The organism is Pseudomonas sp. CCC4.1, from assembly GCF_035019225.1.
Taxonomy (GTDB): Bacteria; Pseudomonadota; Gammaproteobacteria; order Pseudomonadales; family Pseudomonadaceae; genus Aquipseudomonas; species Aquipseudomonas bubulae.
The window spans coordinates 1-19,247 of the sequence record NZ_JASJWL010000035.1; the positions used below are offsets into that span (position 1 = coordinate 1).

General features: G+C 58.8%; 14 protein-coding genes. 2 read left to right on the forward strand and 12 right to left on the reverse strand.

All coding sequences use genetic code 11. From position 1 onward, the window contains the following. Positions 1–102 precede the first annotated feature (102 nt). Positions 103–1,458: a M91 family zinc metallopeptidase gene (locus QN377_RS14670; RefSeq protein ID WP_095019714.1), complete on the forward strand. Its 1,356-nt coding sequence runs from the start codon at positions 103–105 to the stop codon at positions 1,456–1,458. Here QN377_RS14670 and astE read toward each other — a convergent pair. The 7 genes from astE to QN377_RS14705 all read right to left on the reverse strand — a co-directional run bounded on the left by astE (position 1,455) and on the right by QN377_RS14705 (position 9,336). Next, positions 1,455–2,465, reverse strand: a complete 1,011-nt coding sequence (gene astE / locus QN377_RS14675) for a succinylglutamate desuccinylase (RefSeq protein WP_095003229.1) — start codon at positions 2,463–2,465, stop codon at positions 1,455–1,457. The genes QN377_RS14670 and astE overlap by 4 nt on opposite strands. Positions 2,466–2,477: 12 nt before the next feature. Continuing rightward, a complete protein-coding gene (locus QN377_RS14680; protein ID WP_003440880.1) occupies positions 2,478–2,765 on the reverse strand; it encodes a hypothetical protein in 288 nt (95 codons plus the stop codon). Between the two features lie 67 nt (positions 2,766–2,832). Then, positions 2,833–4,179: an N-succinylarginine dihydrolase gene (gene astB, locus QN377_RS14685; protein ID WP_095003230.1), complete on the reverse strand. Its 1,347-nt coding sequence runs from the start codon at positions 4,177–4,179 to the stop codon at positions 2,833–2,835. Positions 4,180–4,296: 117 nt separating this feature from the next. Beyond that, on the reverse strand, positions 4,297–5,766 hold the full coding sequence (astD, locus tag QN377_RS14690; RefSeq protein ID WP_176464316.1) for a succinylglutamate-semialdehyde dehydrogenase: 1,470 nt from the start codon (positions 5,764–5,766) through the stop codon (positions 4,297–4,299). Continuing rightward, a complete protein-coding gene (gene astA, locus QN377_RS14695; RefSeq protein WP_095003232.1) occupies positions 5,763–6,800 on the reverse strand; it encodes an arginine N-succinyltransferase in 1,038 nt (345 codons plus the stop codon). Before astA ends, astD begins: the two co-directional genes overlap by 4 nt. A 55-nt stretch (positions 6,801–6,855) precedes the next feature. Next, complete coding sequence (aruF, locus tag QN377_RS14700; RefSeq protein WP_095003233.1) at positions 6,856–7,875, reverse strand: arginine/ornithine succinyltransferase subunit alpha; 1,020 nt, start codon at positions 7,873–7,875, stop codon at positions 6,856–6,858. A gap of 240 nt (positions 7,876–8,115) precedes the next feature. Beyond that, complete coding sequence (locus QN377_RS14705) at positions 8,116–9,336, reverse strand: aspartate aminotransferase family protein (RefSeq protein ID WP_095019710.1); 1,221 nt, start codon at positions 9,334–9,336, stop codon at positions 8,116–8,118. Between the two features lie 396 nt (positions 9,337–9,732). Between QN377_RS14705 and QN377_RS14710 the strand changes: the two genes are divergently transcribed. Further along, the gene (locus QN377_RS14710; RefSeq protein ID WP_095019709.1) at positions 9,733–14,856 is read left to right on the forward strand and encodes an NEL-type E3 ubiquitin ligase domain-containing protein; all 5,124 of its coding nucleotides are present in this window, start codon (positions 9,733–9,735) and stop codon (positions 14,854–14,856) included. A gap of 2 nt (positions 14,857–14,858) precedes the next feature. On the opposite strand, the gene argR is transcribed toward QN377_RS14710, so the two are convergent. The 5 genes from argR to QN377_RS14735 all read right to left on the reverse strand — a co-directional run bounded on the left by argR (position 14,859) and on the right by QN377_RS14735 (position 19,243). Further along, on the reverse strand, positions 14,859–15,839 hold the full coding sequence (gene argR / locus QN377_RS14715; RefSeq protein ID WP_095003236.1) for a transcriptional regulator ArgR: 981 nt from the start codon (positions 15,837–15,839) through the stop codon (positions 14,859–14,861). A gap of 115 nt (positions 15,840–15,954) precedes the next feature. Then, entirely contained in the window at positions 15,955–16,719 is a 765-nt protein-coding gene (locus tag QN377_RS14720) for an ABC transporter ATP-binding protein (protein ID WP_095003237.1), read from the reverse strand. Positions 16,720–16,742: 23 nt separating this feature from the next. Further along, positions 16,743–17,855, reverse strand: a complete 1,113-nt coding sequence (locus QN377_RS14725) for a succinylglutamate desuccinylase/aspartoacylase family protein (protein ID WP_095019708.1) — start codon at positions 17,853–17,855, stop codon at positions 16,743–16,745. A gap of 3 nt (positions 17,856–17,858) precedes the next feature. After that, positions 17,859–18,557, reverse strand: coding sequence for an ABC transporter permease (locus tag QN377_RS14730; RefSeq protein ID WP_095003239.1), 699 nt, complete (start codon positions 18,555–18,557; stop codon positions 17,859–17,861). After that, positions 18,554–19,243, reverse strand: a complete 690-nt coding sequence (locus QN377_RS14735) for an ABC transporter permease (protein WP_095003240.1) — start codon at positions 19,241–19,243, stop codon at positions 18,554–18,556. Before QN377_RS14735 ends, QN377_RS14730 begins: the two co-directional genes overlap by 4 nt. Positions 19,244–19,247: the final 4 nt, after the last annotated feature.

The window sequence follows — 19,247 nt, forward strand, 5'->3', positions numbered from 1 at the left end:
AGATGTGTATAAGAGACAGCCCCTCATCATTTCGAGTTTGACGGCGGTGCCCAGGCCCCGCTCGAAAGAACCGAAACAACGGTTTCACACCCCCTGCCCCATGTGACAGAGAGCACCACACAAAGCATTCTTCATATTGGCGATAACGCCACCCTCGTGCGCTACGTCACTGAAGGCGTCCTGTACCCCCGCCCCATTGACCGCCTGGTCTTCCGTGCCTCGGTGGCGCGGGCATCCATTTGCGTCACCAAGGGCGACAACGACTCTCTGCTGATCGACCTGAACCATGAGCGCTATCGGATAAAGCCTGCAAGTGCAAAGCAGATCATCGAAATTCATACCTTGAACGGCAACGATACGGTTTACATCGCCGACACCCTGAAAAACACCTTTCATATCGAAACCGGCCCCGGCAATGACACCGTCGTGACCAGCAGCGGCAAGTCCACGGTGCTGACCGGTACTGGCGATGACATGGTGATGACCCGTGGGGGCACCAGCTACGTAGACACTGGAGATGGCAATGACATCGTCAACGCCAATGGCACGGGCACAACCGTTGCCTACACGGGCAAAGGGGCAGACTTTTTTCGTGGCGGGGCCGGCATGGCCTTTATCGACGCAGGAGAAGGTGACGATGTAGCCGTCGGAGGCCAGGGCCACAGCATTCTATGCGGGGGCGACGGCGATGACCTTATTACAGCAGGAGCGGGCTCCAATGTGATCTATACCGGCCAGGGCCAGGACATCCTCAATCAAATAAAAGACAGGGACAAAGTATTCACCGACAGCGAGCCCACCTATATCGCCGAAGGCAGAATCACCCCGCACAAAAAGGTCGCCAATACATTTATTGGCAGCCCAATCCCCCTGCCGGAATCAGGGCTGATTATTCAAGGCAGCGAAGAGTTTATCGTAAGGGTTCAGGATGACTTGAAACTGTTGCTGAGCTCCGGCAACGGGAGCCAGCTACTGCGCGAACTGACAAAAAGTATTCGTAAAAGCCAGAAACCCATCACCATCGCCGAACTCAAGCAGGTAAATAACGGCCTATACATACCCAATCTGGGTGATGGCCGGTCTTTTATTCAGGTCGGGATGGCAGGTCTGCCTGATTTCGGAGGAACGGTGTACTACAACCCGGCATTTTCCACACCCGGCGCGATACCGCTTACCTCTCTCTACCACGAGCTATGCCACGCCTACAACTTTGTCACGGGCACACGATTTTTAGGCGCAAGCCCCGACGGGCATCAGGGAACCAAGCAAGCTGCGCTGGTGAAAAATGATGAACTGCAGGCCGTGGGCTTACCTTGCAACACAGAGCCCTTTGACTTCGATAAAGACCCTGCAACCCCTGCCCTCCCCACGAACCCGGCACAGTTCAGCGAAAACGGCATACGCGAAGAACTGGGGCTGCCCCTGCGCAAAACCTATATCCATTACTCGGATGATTAACCCTGTGGGGCCAGGGTTGTCGGTTCGATAATGATACCGGCGCGCAGGCCATTTTTGACTTTAGGGTTGGGAAAGATGATCCGCGCACCCTCTTCTTCAATAATCCAGCGGGTTTTGCCGGCGTCTTGCGCCAGCAGATAGCCCTTGGGCAACTCGCTGAAATTTTCGATATCGGCAGGCAAGTGCAGGATAAAGGCATCACTGTGCTTGATGACTTCACGCGCCACACTGAACAACTGCAAACCCTCGAGCGAAGCATCGGCCAGTGCTGGCTCGCTACCCTCGATCATCTGCTGCAAACGCTGCTCCAGACGTTCGACATTGACTCCGCCGTTCTGCCCGAAAGGCCGGGCCTTGCCCAACTCAAGGGTAAACGCCTCGGCGCCCAAGCGATCGTAGGTATAGGCACTGAACACAATGGAGGGCTTGTTTTGCAACAGCACCGCTTCCATCCCGGCCGCACGCAAGCGCGACAGCTCTTCGCGAGAGTGGCTACGGCCCTCCTTGAAGGGATACAACGCAAACTGCTCGATCTTCGACCCTCGAATGGCCGTGTGCAAGTCGTAGTGCAGACGAGTACGCCCGGGAGGGCTGAAAAAGGTTTCAGCCAGGTGTTCAAGCTCGCACGCACGCAGGGCTTCGGGGCCACTGCTGCTTTCGTGACGGCCGTTGAACAGCCGGTTGAGGTCTTCCTCGACAAAACGTGCGCCAGTACGCATGGCGCCGGGGTTGCCGAACAGGAACAGAATTCGCGCACGGGGCTTGATAGTACCCCGTGCAATGGCCTGCAACAGGCGATCAAGCAACTCGATCGGCGCTGTTTCATTGCCATGGATGCCGGCTGACAACAACAGATCCATACCGTTGTCACGAGCCTCGGGCGGGCGCACTTCAAGCGCGCCTTCGGTCAGCCAGCGCATCCGCACGCCGTCGACAGTCAGTTGAGTTTTCTCGGCCGGTTCACGTCCGGCCAAGGTCAGTTCAAGCAGTTTGCCGAGAGCGAGCATAGAACTTCCTTATCAGTGGTTGCAGTCCGGACCGTGTACGTGACCGTCTTCATCATCGCCCAGATCAGCCGGTTCCATTTCCAGTTGCAGGCTCACAAGGTTAGTCGCCAATGGGCGCAGCAGCAGGTTGGCGTATTCGGCATCGCCTTCTTCAACGTCTACACCGATCAGCAACTGGCCACGGCCGTCCTGCTGGATCCACAATTCCTTGCCCTGCCACATGACAGCAACGCGCGTGCAGGACGTTTCCAGCTGGGTACCGTCGGTGTCTTCAAGGATCAGCTTCAGGGTATCAGTCATTTCATCGCTCTCATTGGGGTGTGAAGGTGCGTGCCCGGCGTCAACTATCGCCCAGGCACAGCGCCTTTCAATTGATCTGGAAGGGGTAAACCGCGCCCAGTTTAAGGATTTGCGTCAGTTCATCCAATGCCGTGCGGCATTCAAGCAGCAATTGTGGATCAGCCAGGTCACTTTCGCGCAAAGCATCACGATAATGTTTGTTCACCCAGACCGTCAGGGTGTCGTACAGCGCCGGGGTCATGATCACGCCGGGGTTGACGGCCGCCAGCTCGGTTTCGTTGAGCGCGACCCGCAGGCGCAGGCACGCCGGACCACCGCCATTCTGCATGCTCTGCTTGAGGTCGAACACCTTGACCTCACGGATCGGCCCGCCAGCGGCCGTCAGCCCTTGCAGGTACTGCCACACGCGCGGGTTGGCACGACACTCTTCAGGCACGATCAATAGCATCGAGCCATCGGCGCGGCTCAGCAGCTGGCTGTTGAACAGATAAGAGCGCACGGCATCTTCCACGGCCACCTGATCACGGGGCACGCTGATCGACTGGAAGTTGGCGCCACGGGTCGCCAGCTTGGCCTGCAACTCGGCCAGCATCTGCTCGGTATTGAGGAAAGCATCCTGGTGATGGAACAACAGTTCACCATTACCCACGGCGATCACGTCGTTATGAAACACACCCTGGTCAATGACCGCGGGATTTTGCTGGGCAAACACCACACCCTCCTCGCTCAGGCCATGCAGGCGAGCCACTGCCTGCGAAGCCTCGAGGGTCTGGCGCGCCGGGTATTTTTGCGGTGCCGGGTAACGACTGTCGAACGCACTGCGGCCGAACACAAAAAACTCGACACCGGCCTCACCATAATCGCGGCAAAAACGCGTGTGGTTGGCTGCACCTTCATCGCCAAATTGCGCCACTGCCGGCAAAGCCGCGTGGTGGGCAAAATGCTCCTGATCGGCAAACATCGCGCCCAGCACGCGACTGGTGGTCGGGTGCTCGATACTGCGATGGTATTTGCAATTGAGGTTGGCAGCGGTGAAGTGCACGCGACCGTCAGCGGTGTCGGCACTGGGGCTGACTGTGGCCGCATTGGCTACCCACATGCTCGAGGCCGAGCAGCTGGCGACCAGCAATGGCATGGCCTCTTTGGCGGCGCGCTCGATCACCTGAGCATCAGTCCCGGCAAAACCCAGGCTGCGCAAGGCAGCAACGTCCGGACGCTCTTGCGGGGCCAGCACGCCCTGGACAAAGCCCATGTCCATCAACGCTTTCATTTTTTCCAGGCCTTGCAGCGCAGCTTCCTTAGGGTTGGAAGCCTGCTGGCTGTTGCTCTGGGAAGCGACGTTGCCAAACGACAAACCGCCATAGTTATGGGTCGGCCCCACTAAACCGTCAAAATTGACTTCAAAGGACTTCATCAGCGAGGCTCCGGAAAACGGTTATAAGTCATACAGCACCTGTGGGAGCGAGCCTGCTCGCGAATGGCCTATAAGGCTTTCGCGAGCAGGCTCGCTCCCACAGGGTTGAGATAAGCGTTACGACATCCGCACGCCCGGGGTCAGCGCTGCTGGCAAAGCCAGGGTCGGCGTTTCAAGGGAAGCCACCGGGTATGCGCAATAATCCGCCGCGTAGTAGGCACTGGCGCGATGATTGCCCGACGCCCCGATACCACCAAATGGCGCACTGCTCGCCGCGCCGGTCAATTGTTTGTTCCAGTTGACGATACCGGCGCGGCTTTCGAGCCAGAACTGCTGGTAACGCGCTTCGGAATCCGACAGCAACCCGGCCGCCAGACCAAACGCCGTGTTGTTGGCTTCAGCAATCGCCGCATCAAAGTCAGCGTAGCGAATCACTTGCAGCAATGGCCCGAACAGTTCTTCGTCCGAACGATCGCCAACCTCTGTCACATCGATAATGCCCGGCGTCAGCAAGGCGGCATTGATGTCTGGCTGGTGCATTTCCAGCAAGGCCACAGCCCCCGACCCCAGCAACACTTCCTGGGCATCCATCAAGGCGCGCGCTGCGCCAAGGGAAATCACCGACCCCATGAATGGCGCCGGCTGCTGATCGAAAGCACCCACTTCGATGCTCTGACTCACTTCAACCAGGCGCGTCAGCAGGCTGTCGCCCCATGCGCCTTGCGGCACCAGCAAGCGGCGGGCACAGGTGCAACGCTGCCCGGCGGAGATAAAGGCCGACTGGATGATGGTGTACACCGCTGCGTCCAGGTCCTCTACCTGATCGACCACCAGCGGGTTGTTGCCACCCATTTCCAGAGCCAGGATCTTGTCCGGGCGCCCGGCAAATTGCTGATGCAGGGCATTGCCGGTGCGGCTCGAACCGGTGAAGAACAACCCGTCGATACCCGTGTGCGCCGCCAGGGCGATACCGGTGTCGCGTGCGCCCTGCAGCAGGTTGAGCACGCCCGCAGGCAGACCCGCTTCGATCCAGCACTTGACCGTCAGTTCGGCGACTTTAGGGGTCAATTCGCTCGGTTTGAATACCACGCTGTTACCCGCCAGCAACGCCGGAACAATGTGCCCGTTGGGCAAATGACCGGGGAAGTTGTACGGGCCGAAAACAGCCACTACACCGTGAGGCTTGTGACGCAAAACGGCCGTGGCATCCCCCAGCGGTCCGCTTTTTTCACCCGTGCGCTCGCGGTAGCTCTGTACCGAAATCGCCACTTTATTGATCATGCTGGTGACTTCGGTGGCCGACTCCCAGAGGGGTTTGCCGGTTTCTTCACCGATGCAGCGCGACAGTTCGTCGGCGTGGTTTTTAAGGCTTGCGGCAAACGCTTCGAGCACGCTCAGGCGCTGCTCGAAAGTCTGTTTGGCCCACTGCGGGAAAGCCTGGCGCGCAGCCTTCACGGCGGCATCCACTTGCCCGGCATCGGCGCCCTTGCCAGCCCAAAGCACGTGTTGGGTAACCGGGTTCAGCGACTCCAAAGCCTCGCCCTGCCCGCTCTGCCAGGTACCTGCGATATACAACGTACTCATTATTTTGACTCCCGTGGGGCCACTGACTGGGCGGACAAGGCAACGGCGCGCACCTGGTCGCCCGCGCTCAGTTGCAGGCGTTTGGCGGTCAGCGGGTCGACCACCAGGGTGCCAGCAGCCAGCCGCGCAGGGGCGGCCGTGATGCGGCAATCTTCGCGTTTGCGGTTGTGCATCAGGTAAGGCGTTGCGTCGTCACCCGGTGTGCCAATAGCCAGCACCAGCGCTTCGCTGTCGCGCACTGCGCGGATCTTGCTGGTTTCACACTCCACCGCCGGGCCTGCGTCAAAAATATCGACGTAGCCCTGATAACTGAAGCCTTCGCTTTTAAGCATGTTCAAGGCCGGTTCGGTGTGGGTATGCACCTTGCCGATCACCGCTCGGGCATCTTCGGACAGGAAACAGGTGTACACCGGGAACTTGGGCATCAACTCGGCGATAAAGGCTTTGTTGCCCACGCCGGTCAGGTAGTCGGCCTGGCTGAACTCCATTTTGAAAAAGTGCCGGCCCAGGCTTTCCCAAAATGGCGAGCGGCCACTTTCATCGGACATGCCACGCATTTCGGCAATGATCTTGCTGCCAAACAGCTCCGGGAACTCGGCGATAAACAGCATCCGCGCCTTGGCCAGCAGGCGGCCATTGAGCCCGGTACGGTAATCGGCACTGAGGAACAATGAGCACAGCTCGGAGTTGCCGGTCAGGTCATTGGCCAGAAACAGGGTCGGGATTTCGCGGTAAATATTCAGCTCTTGAGAGGCGCTGACCGTCAGGCCCACACGGAAGTTGTACCAGGGCTCACGCAGACCGACGGCACCGGCAATGGCAGAAATACCCACCACTTTGCCATCGTCGTTTTCGAGCACAAACAGATAGTCCGCATCGCCACGCTCGGCTTCGCCACGGAAGGTTTTCTCAGCCCAGGTGACCCGATGCAGCAAGCGCTCTTCGTTGGCCGGCAAGGTGGTCAGGCCGGTGCCGGTGCTGCGTGCCAGCTCAATCAGGGCCGGTAAATCGCTGTTGCGTACAGGACGAACGATCATGCTATCTCCTTGGACGGGGCTCGCTGACGACCCCCGCGAAACTCGCTCAAACGCGTTATACCGCTACCACTCGTACGCTGGCACCTTCGCCAACACCAAGTGCTTCGGCCGCTTCCAGATCCAGCGTGACCGGTTTGCCCGGCGCCCAATCCAGCTCCAGCAATACGGCGCGGTAATCCTGTAGCTGGGCATTGGCCACCAGATACTGACGTCCACCGCCTGTGCTCAGTGCGCCGATCTTGACCGGAACCACGCGGCTCTGGGCGATTGAGCGGATGCCCGAAACCCGGGCATGCAAGGTCGGGCCACCGTCGAAAATATCGATGTAGTGATCGGTCTCGAAACCTTCGCGCATCAGGATGTCAAAGGTGATCTGCGCACGCGGGTGGACTTGCCCCATGGCCTCTTGGGCGGTGTCAGGCAGCAGCGGCACGTAAATCGGGTAATGCGGCATCAGCTCGGCAAGGAAGGTGCGGCTTTTAAGCCCGCACAGACGCTCGGCGGCGGCATAGTTCAAGTCGAAGAAGTTGCGACCAATGGCGTCCCAGAACGGCGAGTCGCCATTTTCATCGCTGTAGCCAACGATCTCGGTGACCACGGAATCGGCAAAACGCTCCGGGTGGTTGGCCACAAACAGCAGGCGGCCACGGGAGTTGAGTTCGGACCAGGCCGACCCCACCAGTTCCGGGACCACATAAAAACTGGTCAGCAGGCTGTTACCGGTCAGATCATGGCACTGCGACAGGACGTGAATCTTGTTGTGAATCTTCAGTTCGCGGGAGGCGTGCACGAACGTCTCGTTACGGAAGCTGTAAAACGGCTCCGAATAACCGGCCGAGGCCACGATCGCCGAGCACCCCACCAACTTGCCGGCAGCGGTGTCTTCAAGGACGAAAAAATAGCTTTCTTCGCCATTGAAGCTCACTTCGGCAGCGAACGAGGTTTCAGACGCGGCGATCTTGTCGCGCAGGCGTTCGATATCGTCCGGCAATGAAGTGACACCAATCGGGCTGTCCGCAGCCAGACGCTGTACCTCGCCCAGATCAGCCATTTGCGCAGGGCGCATCACCAGCATGGTGTCACTCCTTAATCCTTGAATTGCATAGAGGGGTATAGGCCGAACAGTCGAGTACACCCGGGCTTTCAACTGTGGGAGCGGGCTTGCTCGCGATGACGTCACTGCGGCGTGACTGACACACCGCGCTGCCTGTATCGCGAGCAAGCCCGCTCCCACATTGAAAGCCCTGTGCATTGAGCCTGGCCCGGCACATTAAATTCGGTTCGACGCCCGGCAAGCCGGGCGTCGAGGTCACACTCAGGCTTGCGTCAGATTCTTTACGGCACGTTCGAAGCGGTTCAGACCTTCTTCGATATCGGCCTCCTCGACCACCAGACTTGGTGCGAATCGAACCACGTCGGGGCCGGCCTGCAGAATCATCAGGTTTTCTTTTTCAGCGGCGTTGAAGATGTCTTTGGCGCGGCCCTTCCAGGCATCGTTCAGCACACAACCCAGCAGCAGGCCCATGCCACGCACTTGAGTGAACAGGCCGTATTGCTGGCCGATTTGCTCAAGGCGGGTCTTGAACAGGTCATGCCTGGCCTTGACGCCTTGCAGTACCTCTGGCGTGTTGATCACATCGATTACCGCATTGCCGACTGCACACGCCAGCGGGTTACCGCCGTAGGTGGTGCCGTGGGTGCCGACAACCAGATGCTTGGCCAGCGCTTCGGTGGTCAGCATGGCTGCGATCGGGAAACCGCCGCCCAGGCTCTTGGCGCTGGTCAAAATATCCGGGGTCACGCCGTAATGCATGTAGGCAAACAGCTCGCCGGTACGACCCATGCCGGTTTGAACTTCGTCAAACACCAGCAACGCATTGTGCTGGTCGCACAGTTCGCGGGCGCCTTGCAGGTAAGCCTGCTCGGCCGGCAGCACGCCGCCTTCGCCCTGGATCGGCTCCAGCACCACTGCGCAGGTCTTGTCCGAAATCGCCGCTTTCAGCGCATCAAGGTCGTTGAACGGAACATGAGTAATGCCGGTGATTTTCGGACCAAAACCGTCGGAGTACTTCGACTGCCCGCCCACGTTCACGGTGAACAGCGTGCGGCCGTGAAAGCTGTTGAGCGCAGCGATGATTTCGTACTTCTCGCTGCCGAAACGGTCATGGGCGACACGACGGGCCAGCTTGAAAGCGGCTTCGTTGGCTTCAGCGCCCGAGTTGCAGAAGAACACACGCTCGGCAAAGGTCGAGTCCACCAGTTTTTTCGCCAGGCGCAACGCCGGCTCGTTGGTGAACACGTTGGACACATGCCAAAGAGTATTCGCCTGTTCAGTCAAGGCACCGACCAATGCCGGATGCGCATGGCCAAGAACGTTAACGGCAATGCCGCCCGCGAAGTCGATCAGCTCCCGACCGGCCTGATCCCATACTCGGGAACCGGCACCACGCACAGGAATAAAGGCTGCAGGCGCGTAGTTGGGAACCATGACCTGGTCGAAATCGGCGCGTTGCACCGGGGCTTGCTCAACGGACATCGGAGTCTCCTGAAGAGGAACGCCTGCCTAAACTGGCGAGCGATGGGGGGATTGTAGGGACACATCGGGAGCACGCCTTGTCGCCAAGCGACAACTTCTTATAGCGCCAAACCACGATTTACAAAGGCATTACGACAATGCGACATATTCCGTCACAAAGGCGCAGTTTAAACGCTGGGGCGTCTTTGCGGCAGCACTCTGGCGCGCTGATTTTCCCGGAAAACGCGAGTTTTTGCCGATCACCGCCGGATCTGTACGTATGGGTGCTAAATATGTATGGATTGATCGCTGATTGTTGATGCAAAGCCTCCGCCAGCCAGCAAATATTTGCGCTTTTTAACGGGCTCGTACTGGCGGATCTTGAAGGTACTCCATCAGGACATACGAGTACCGGACATGCCCGATCCAACACCTCTTGCGCCCCTGAAACCGCCCCCTGAAAAAGGGTTAACAGCGGCGAACCGACTCCAGACCATCCCCCACTTCACGACCATTGCCGAGGCCATGCCGCCCTGGGCCACGTCCCTGGGCCGACCGACCCTGAACGCATTGAAAGGGACGTCCCCCAGCCTTCACCCAACCTTGAGGACCCTCACGCCCGCTCAGGGCGACACCTTGCGCAAAACGTTTGCAGCGCGATGGGCCGCCCGCAACGATGTTGAAAAAGACCTGGCAAGGGTCGTAGATGTTCACGGGTTTGCGGCGCCCTTGCTGAACAACCTTATTAAACGCCAATATCAGCTGGACCTGGATGTACACAACACCTTTATCAATCTGTATATCCCGAACTACCTGCCTGTCATCGGCCTGCGCGAAAGCGGTACCACGACCTGGCGCGTGTCCCTGCTAAACGCGGCCCTGCACAACTTTGAACTGCATGAAACCCTGCCCTATGCCTACCTCTCAGGCTCGGGGTATATCAGCCGCCCCGATGCCCAGGGGCATTTCAAGCAGCTCAATCACATCACCGAGCACATGCCCGTGCAGGCGTTCACGGCCTTGTGCCGAACACTGAATCTGGGCGCCCGCTACAAGGACCATCTCACGCGCCATCTGGGTCTTGACGATCATGGCAGGCAGTTAAGGCTGAAAAACAAAATACTGGACAGTCAACGCGCCGACCTGAAGGCCGATCTGACCTACGCCGTGATGACCAGACAGATCGGCCTGCCCCTGTATGAGTCACTGGATGCCTTTCTCATAGGCCTGGACAACCGTTGGCTGACCTATCGCCTGACAGTGCTCTCCCTCGACATCGAAAGCCCGCTGATCTTCATGCCGGTACATCAACGATCGGTAGTTGCGTACATACCCCACGACCCCCTGCATCCGGTCAAGGAGTACTCATCGATCGGCGAGTGCATGGCGCATCTGACCGAACGCCTGAAAAGCACTTCCTACCAGCATTTCTTCAGCCGCTTCGTCGCCCACGACCGATTGGGGGCTTTTCTGGAGGGTCTTAAAAGAACCTACTGGCAGGTCATCCCCGACACCCCCATCGCACCGGGCGCAACGCTACCAGACGCACTGGTTGCGCAAACCCTGATACCGATCGAAAAACCCGCGATTGAATACCTGCTGGTGCCGATACCTGATGACCTCTGGGAAACGCTTTACAGCAGGCAACTGGCAAAAATTTTCAACGATGCCAAAAGCCTCGCCGTGTCGACCGATGCCGAAGACCGCAAAACCCGTGAGGCACGCCTTGAACGCCTGAAAGGCATTGGCATGGCACTGCTGAATGCCGCAGCCTTTGTCATCGCGCCTTTTGTACCTGTCGTCGGCGAACTGATGCTGCTGCAAATGGCCTGGCAACTGCTGGACGACACCTATGAGGGTATCCACGACTGGGTGCAAGGCAAGACCACTGAAGCATTCGAACACCTGTTCGGGGTGCTGGAGAGCGGTATCCAGGCAGGTTTTTTTGCGGCGGGCACAAAAGTGCTGGGAGGCTTGCTGCCCAAGCCATCCGCCTTTGTACAAGGCATGAAACCTGTCACCTGCAACGATGGCGCCACTCGATTGTGGAACCCTGACATCAGCGCCTACCACCACGACCTGGCCCTGCCCGAACACCTCGCGTCCGACGAACTGGGCCTGCAGTACCACCAGGACAAAACACTGCTGACCCTCAGTTCCGGGCAGCAAGCCCGACACACGCTGGTACTGGACAAGACCGAAAGCGCCGGCCCTTATACCTTGCGTCACCCGACACGGCCCCACGCCTACGGCCCCCGGATGCAGCACAACGGTGAAGGCGCCTGGCTGATGGAGGGTGAGCGCCCGCAAACCTGGCAAGGCTCGATCCTTATGCGTCGGCTCGGCCCTGTCGCCGAGGGCTTCAGCGATGCCGAGCTGGAGAAGCTGCGAATTATCAGCGGCACCGATGAAGGCGTGTTGCGAAGGGTTCACCTGCATAACGAACCGACTCCGCCTCTGCTCAAAGACTGTATGGCACGACTGAGGATCCAAAAACAAAATATCGAGGACATCACCCGTATTCGCCAAGGGCGAGCCCTTTCAACCAAGGGGAACTGGCTGGAAAGCCTGCCCACCGAATTACCCGGCTGGCCGCCAGACAAAGCCCTGAATGTCTTTGTCGATGAAACCCTCAGTGGCATGGCCCATGTCTACGGTGCCCCCGAGGCACTCCCCGAGGACTCTCTCAGGATTTCTCAGCAGGACATCAAGAACGGCAAACTGTGGCCCCTGATTGTCGACAACTTCAACACGCCTCAACTCGATGCCCTGCTGGGCCCGCGCGCAACAAAGACAGAAGCCGTCAACACCCTGCAGGCCAAGGTGTCCGACTACGCCCGGCAACGACGGGAAGACATCTTCGACCATCAGTACGCCAGGGAGCGCCAGACAAAAAACCCGGCAGCGCGATTGATAGAAAGCACCTTTGCGCACCTGCCCGCCCCTGTCACCCAAGCGCTGCTTGAGACCACCAGCACGCTCGAGAAAACCACCCTCCTCGAGAATGGCAGAATCCCCCTGAGGGTAAAAAATCTGGCCACCGAGCTGGAACACCAAACCCGCATAGCTCACGCCCAGGAGGGACTGCTTGAAGATGACCTGCTGACTCCAGACGGCGAAAAACTGGCCATAAACACCCTGAAAACCTACACCGATGCGATCCACGACCTTCATCTCGAGGTGCGCGATCTGGTCGTTGACGGCACCTTGCGCTGCAGCCATGCCCCCAAGGACGCCAGGCACACCCGAATACTGGTTCGTAAAGGTCCGGACGCCTATGAGACCTACGATGGCGAGCATGCCCTGCTGCATCCAGCCTCGCGCTTTCACGGTGCGCTGATGAAGGCGCTCCCCGAACGTAACAGCGAGCACCTGAAATCCAGGTTCGCCATTGGCCAGAACTTCAAACAATGGCTGGCAGATAAGTACAGCGCCCCCGGTGAAATCCGAACGGCACTTGATCTGCCATCCCCGGCAGCTTGCGTGGCAACCGAAAGCGAAACCCTGTTGCGCGGCGCCGCCAGCAGCCGGGTCAATACCACGCCTGCAGCCAATCCCTTGCAGGAACGGGTCAAGGCCCTCTACCCCTATCGAAATAACGACGAGATAGCGTTGATCACGGCGCGAATCGACAGCGAGCAGGCCCTTGAACACCTGCGCGCCACCGAGGAGGAAAAAGACCAGCTTTTCGAGACACTGGACAACTGGATCAGCGCTGCGATCGGCGTCACCACCGACAACGCATTGCCACCCAACCTTCATGGTTTAAGGCGCCTGATAGGCTCCAGAATAAAGAACTCCTGGCTATCGGCCGACAAGGTCCATATCAACAAAACAGGACAGGCTGCCATAGTGGCCGAACTGGACTTCAGCAGCACCCTGTTCGGCCATGCCGGCACCGACAGCCTGGTTTTAAGCCGCCCCCTGAGCCATGTAGGCCTGCTGAGGCTCGACGATTGCAGCTTTTCCCCAAACCAGGGCGACTTCCTGACCTACTTTCCCAATCTGAAGGTACTTTCGCTCAACGCCAACGACCTTGAAACCCTGCCCGAGACACTCGATACACTGCCGCACCTCAGGTCGCTGCACCTTGCCCATAACCGCCTGACCCTGAACGCCGGGATGCAGAGTCAGCTCAAGCACCTTACCCGTCTTCAACACCTTGATCTGGGTCACAACCCTCTTGGCAGCCCTTTGGCCGTGGGGCATATGCCCGAACTCAGGACACTGGTACTGGAGAACACCCGCATCACTCAATGGCCCCCGGGGTTGTTCGACCAGCCACGACCGAAGGCTTTCAAATTGAACCTGCTGGGTAATGAGATCCATACCGTGCCCGACTACCCCGATCAATCGGCCGAATCCTGGTTGATTGCCAATGCCCGCCTTGAACGCCAGAAGCTCGACCTGGAGAGTCAGGACCGTGTCACTCAGTATCGCCGCGCCCTTGGCCTAGACCCTCATCGCACTTATCCGCCACGAGGGTCAGAGCAAAGCTCATTCTGGTTGTTCGGCCCCCCCGGGTCACAGGTATCCATGCAGGAACTCTGGGAGACTCTAGAGCACGAGCATGGCTCACAGGGATTTTTTGAAGTCATCGCCCGAATGGAAATCCCCCCGGACGTATTTGAAACACCCTCTGACCAAATTGCCTATCAGGAAGGCCTGGGAGATTTGAAGCAGAAAGTCTGGCGCTTGATCGATGCTGCCAGTAACGACACCCGCATGCGCGAGCTACTGTTCACCATGGCCAGTTCGCCCACCAATTGCGCCGACGCCGGCGCCCAGATATTCAATGCCATGGGCCTGGAAACCATGGCCCATGAGTTCTATAACGCCCGAAGCACACCACTGGAACTGGAAAAAAACCTGATAACGCTGGCACGCGGCAAGGCCCGGCTGGCCAAGATCGGTGACATTGCCCGGGCTGATGTGGCGCAACGTGTCAGGCCTGTGAGTGAGGGCGGCCAGGGCTTGAGGTTTACCAGCGAAGTGATCGATGGTGCGCCCGGAACGGTCGACGAAGTCGAAGTCCACACCGGCTACCAGACCCGGCTGAGCACAAGCCTCGAACTGCCCTGGGTACCCAACTACATGGTCTACAGGATGACTGCCCAGGTGGGCGATACGGAGTTTGTCAGGGCCTATCGCCTGATTCATGAGGGCGAAGCCGGTGACGGGCTGGTCAATCAGATCCTTGATGTGCCCTTCTGGGAGACCTACCTGAACAAAACTTACGCCTCGGAACTGGACGCCAACGCCAGCCTCTTCGAACAGAAGGCCGAGTGGCTCGAGCAGCTCAGGGAGCTGCAGGATAATTGGGTTCGCTCGGATACGCGCCTGGAGCAGCGCCATGCAGGGCAGCGTGTCGAGCTGCAGGAACTCGCCCTAAAACTGGCAGTGCCTGAGCCTCAGGTATTCACCTCCGAGCCCATGAATGACAAGCTCTACTACCGGATCTACAGCCAGATCGCCGATGAACGCAAAGAGCTCAGCCGGCAGTTGACCCGTCAGGCTCTGACCAGAGCCAGGCTGACCTGACCTCAGCCGCGCTCGGCCGGGGCCGAAGACAACTCGAAAGGGCTGCTGCTACGGCGCTGATTGCGATCTTCACGGGGAGTCGCACCAAAGAAGTTGCGATAGGCGCTGGAGAAATGCGGCCCCGACGAGAAACCGCAGGACAAGCCGATCTGGATGATCGACTTGCTGGTTTGCATCAACATCTGCCGGGCTTTATTCAGGCGCAGTTCGAGGTAGTACTGACTCGGCACGCGATTGAGGTACTGCTTGAAGATACGCTCCAACTGACGACGGGAAACGCACACATGCTGGGCGATTTCGTCGGTGGTCAGGGGCTCTTCAATATTGGCCTCCATCAGCAACACAGCCTGGGTCAGCTTGGGATGGCTGGAGCCAAGACGGTTCTGCAGCGGGATACGCTGACGCTCACCGCCTTCACGGATGCGCTCGACCACCAGCTCCTCGGACACCGCACCGGCCAGTTCGGCACCATGATCGCGAGCCAGCACCGCCAGCAACAAATCGAGTACCGACAGCCCGCCGCAAGCGCTCAGGCGATCACGATCCCAGTCGAACAAATGACTGGTGGCGATTACTTTGGGGAAGCGCTCGGCGAAATCGTCCTGCCAGCGCCAGTGCACGGCCGCACGGTAGCCATCCAGCAAACCCAATTGCGCCAGCGGGTAGACACCCGCCGACAGCCCGCCAATCACGCACCCTGCCCGCACCAGTTGCTTGAGCGCACTGCTCAGGGCCGAGGTCAGGGCGGCAGGCGGCTCATCCGCCAGCAAAAACAGCTTTTGGCAACCTTCAAGCTTGCCGTTCCAGGGCTCACCCGGCAATTGCCAGGCTCCTTCAAGCGGTGCCTCGGCCTGCAAGAACAACAACTCGTAGACGACTTCAGGATGCACGCGCTGGGCAACACGCAACGCTTCCTCGGCCAGCGCCAGAGTCAAGGCTTTGGTGCTGGGCCAAATGAGGAAACCAATTCGATGGGCGGTCATGGCGTGCTATCCGGAACGAAAACGGGAATAAAACCTGTGCACCCAGCCTGGGCCAGCTACGCGGGATGCGGAGCATGACCTATTTTGGTGCACAGCGGCAGTCTTAAAATTGCAGTTATTTCAAGCTGCCCGACAGAAACTGCTGCAACCGCTCGCACTGCGGGTTAACCAGCACTTCACGCGGGTCACCGCTTTCTTCGACAATACCTTTATGCAGAAACACCAGTTGGTTCGACACTTCACGGGCAAAACCCATTTCGTGGGTCACCACCACCATGGTGCGACCTTCCTGGGCCAGATCCTGCATCACCTTGAGTACATCACCCACCAGCTCAGGGTCAAGGGCCGAGGTCGGCTCGTCAAACAGCATGACCTCAGGCTCCATCGCCAGGGCACGGGCAATTGCCACACGCTGCTGCTCGCCACCGGACATATGCCCCGGGTAAGCATCCTTGCGGTGCGACACGCCTACTTTCTGCAGGTAATGCTCAGCCTTGTCACGGGCTTCGGCCTTGGACATGCCCAGTACATGCACCGGCGCTTCCATGATGTTTTCCAGCGCGGTCATGTGCGACCACAGGTTGAAATGCTGGAACACCATCGACAGGCGCGAGCGCATGCGCTGCAACTGCTTGGGATCGGCGGCCTTGAGCGCGCCATCCTTGTTGGCAATCAGCTTGAGCTCTTCACCATTGAGCAGGATCTTGCCTGCATGGGGTTGCTCGAGCAGGTTGATGCAACGCAAAAAGGTACTTTTGCCGGAGCCACTGGAACCGATGATGCTGATCACATCACCTGCCTTGGCGGCCAGCGAAACGCCTTTGAGCACTTCATGACTGCCATAGCGTTTATGCAGGTCTTGGACTTCAAGTTTGTACATGCTGTCGGTTCTCACAAAAACAGTCAGTCGTTGAGCAAGCGCCCGTGACGCAAAGGCTTGCGCCCCGCCACTTTAGCCAGCCAGAAACCGGGTTGGGCATAGCGCAGTCGCTCAACGGCAAATAACACACCGGCGGTGCCCGCGCATACCGTACTGACCCGGTCAGATAAAGGATCAATCACTTCAAACAGCGGCTCGCCGGGCTCAACCCAGGCGCCCACCGGACGTAAAAAACTCACCACACCGGGGTGCGGTGCAAACAACAACTCAGTGCCTTCAAATGGCATGCCTTCACATGCCTCATGCTGCGCTGCAGGCCAGTCACCTGTGATCAGGCCCTGTTCGGCCAGAAACGCCAGAATGCCCTCGGCATAAGCCTCGGCCTGCGGGCGGCCGGTGTCCGCCTGCCCGCCCAGCTCCAGGGTGGTCGACATGCAGGCCAAAGGGATCTGCGCATCGGCAAACTGGCGCTGCAAACGCAGCCAGGGCACTGAGCAGGCTTCATCGAAGGAGCTGCCACCCGAGTCTTCAGCCAACAGACCAACCCGCACATCCAGATGCGCAGCCAGCGAACGCCACTGCGGCCAATGCTGGGGCAAGGCGTACAGATGCAGTGCGGCATCGGTCTCGCAGTGCAGATCCAGGACAATGTCTGCATCACAGGCATGACTCAACAAAACACGCTGCATACCTTGCAACTGACTGACCGGATCTGGCAACTCGGACAATATATCAAGCATTGTCTGACGGATCAGTCGGGTGTTGGCGTGAGGATCATCCCCCAGACGACCTGCCAGCCTCTGCGCTACCGGCTCACTCAACTCGACGAAATCGCGGTTGAAGTTTTTGCCGCTGCCAAACTCGAAACGTCCCTGATGACTGCCTTGCAGCAACTGGCCGAGCCCCAGGGGGTTGGCCACGGGCACCAGTTCGATCACGCCATTCAAAGCACCCCGGGCTTCAAGTTCGCTCAGGCGCTTTTTCAGTTCCCAAGCACAACGCATGCCCGGCAGTTCGTCTGCATGCAGGCTGGCCTGGATATAGGCTTTGCGCTCACCTTCACCGAAACGGAACACCGTCAAGTGACGCTCGGAACCCAGGCTGCTCCAGGGCAGCAGGTGATCGATACGCTCCATGACTCAGGCCTTGCGCGGGGCCATATAGCCCAGCCAGCGGCGCTCGGCCAGTTTGAACAGGCGCACCAGAATGAAGGTCAGGCACAGGTAGAATGCACCGGCCGTGATGTAGGCCTCAAACGGCAGGTAGTACTGGGCATTGACGGTACGCGCAGCGCCCGTAATGTCGATCAGGGTCACGATGGAGGCCAGACTGGTGGTCTGCAACATCATGATCACTTCATTGCTGTATTGCGGCAGAGCCCGGCGCATGGCCGACGGCAGCAAAATGCGGCGATACATCTTGGAACGGGACATGCCCATTGCCTTGGCCGCTTCAATCTCACCATTGGGCGTGGCCCGCAGGCTGCCGGCTATGATTTCGGCGGTATAGGCGCTGGTATTGATGGCAAACGCCAGGCAGGCACAGAAGGTGGCACTGGACAACAGCGGCCACATAAAGCTGTCACGAATCACTTCGAACTGGGCCAGCCCGTAGTAGATCAAGAACAGCTGCACCAGCATCGGTGTGCCGCGAATCACGTAGGTGAACAGCCAGGCCGGAAAGTTGACCCAGGCCTGCTTGGAGACCCGCATCAACCCCAGCGGCACGGCTGCCAGCAGGCCGAAAAACAGCGAAATACCCAGCAGTTTCACGGTTTCCAGCATGCCGCTCAAGTACAGCGGCATGCTGGCCCAGATGACGTTGTAGTCAAAGATCATAGATCAGCCGCCCTTACGCCTACCGAGTAGCGCTTCTCAAGTTGTCGCAATGCCAGCAGCGAAACACTGGTCAGTACCAGGTACATCGCCGCAACGGCCAGGAAGAAGGTGAACGGCTCGCGGGTGGCATCAGCCGCCTGCTTGGCCTTGAACATCATGTCTTGCAGGCCCACCACCGAAATCAGTGCAGTCGCCTTGGTCAACACCAGCCAGTTATTGGTAAAGCCAGGGATCGCCAGGCGAATCATCTGTGGCACCAATACCCGGAAAAACACCTGAAACGGGCTCATGCCATAAGCCATGCCGGCTTCAGCCTGCCCCTTGGGAATGGCCATGAAGGCCCCACGAAAGGTCTCGGACAGGTAGGCACCAAAAATGAAGCCCAGGGTGCCGATACCGGCCGCCAACGGATTCAAGTCAATGTAATCGTCGTAGCCCAGCATCGGCGCAACGCGATTGAGCAGGTCCTGACCGCCGTAGAAAATCAGCAAAATCAGCACAAGGTCGGGAATCCCGCGGATTACCGTTGAATACAGATCGCCCATCCAAGCCAGCCAACGTACCGGCGACAAGCGCAACGAAACACCGATCAGACCTAGAACAATGGCCAGGGCCATGGACGACAAGGCGAGCTGAAGCGTCAGCCAAGCGCCATCGAGGATGACAGCCCCGTAGCCTTTCAACATGATT

What these genes read in the sequence shown, in the direction of transcription:
- astA (WP_095003232.1), bottom strand. Translation starts at nt 6,800, where the DNA reads ATGATCGTTCGTCCTGTACGCAACAGCGATTTACCGGCCCTGATTGAG.
- argR (WP_095003236.1), bottom strand. Translation starts at nt 15,839, where the DNA reads ATGACCGCCCATCGAATTGGTTTCCTCATTTGGCCCAGCACCAAAGCC.
- QN377_RS14735 (WP_095003240.1), bottom strand. Translation starts at nt 19,243, where the DNA reads ATGTTGAAAGGCTACGGGGCTGTCATCCTCGATGGCGCTTGGCTGACG.
- QN377_RS14680 (WP_003440880.1), bottom strand. Translation starts at nt 2,765, where the DNA reads ATGACTGATACCCTGAAGCTGATCCTTGAAGACACCGACGGTACCCAG.
- aruF (WP_095003233.1), bottom strand. Translation starts at nt 7,875, where the DNA reads ATGCTGGTGATGCGCCCTGCGCAAATGGCTGATCTGGGCGAGGTACAG.
- QN377_RS14720 (WP_095003237.1), bottom strand. Translation starts at nt 16,719, where the DNA reads ATGTACAAACTTGAAGTCCAAGACCTGCATAAACGCTATGGCAGTCAT.
- astE (WP_095003229.1), bottom strand. Translation starts at nt 2,465, where the DNA reads ATGCTCGCTCTCGGCAAACTGCTTGAACTGACCTTGGCCGGACGTGAA.
- QN377_RS14730 (WP_095003239.1), bottom strand. Translation starts at nt 18,557, where the DNA reads ATGATCTTTGACTACAACGTCATCTGGGCCAGCATGCCGCTGTACTTG.
- QN377_RS14710 (WP_095019709.1), top strand. Translation starts at nt 9,733, where the DNA reads ATGCCCGATCCAACACCTCTTGCGCCCCTGAAACCGCCCCCTGAAAAA.
- QN377_RS14725 (WP_095019708.1), bottom strand. Translation starts at nt 17,855, where the DNA reads ATGGAGCGTATCGATCACCTGCTGCCCTGGAGCAGCCTGGGTTCCGAG.
- QN377_RS14705 (WP_095019710.1), bottom strand. Translation starts at nt 9,336, where the DNA reads ATGTCCGTTGAGCAAGCCCCGGTGCAACGCGCCGATTTCGACCAGGTC.
- astB (WP_095003230.1), bottom strand. Translation starts at nt 4,179, where the DNA reads ATGAAGTCCTTTGAAGTCAATTTTGACGGTTTAGTGGGGCCGACCCAT.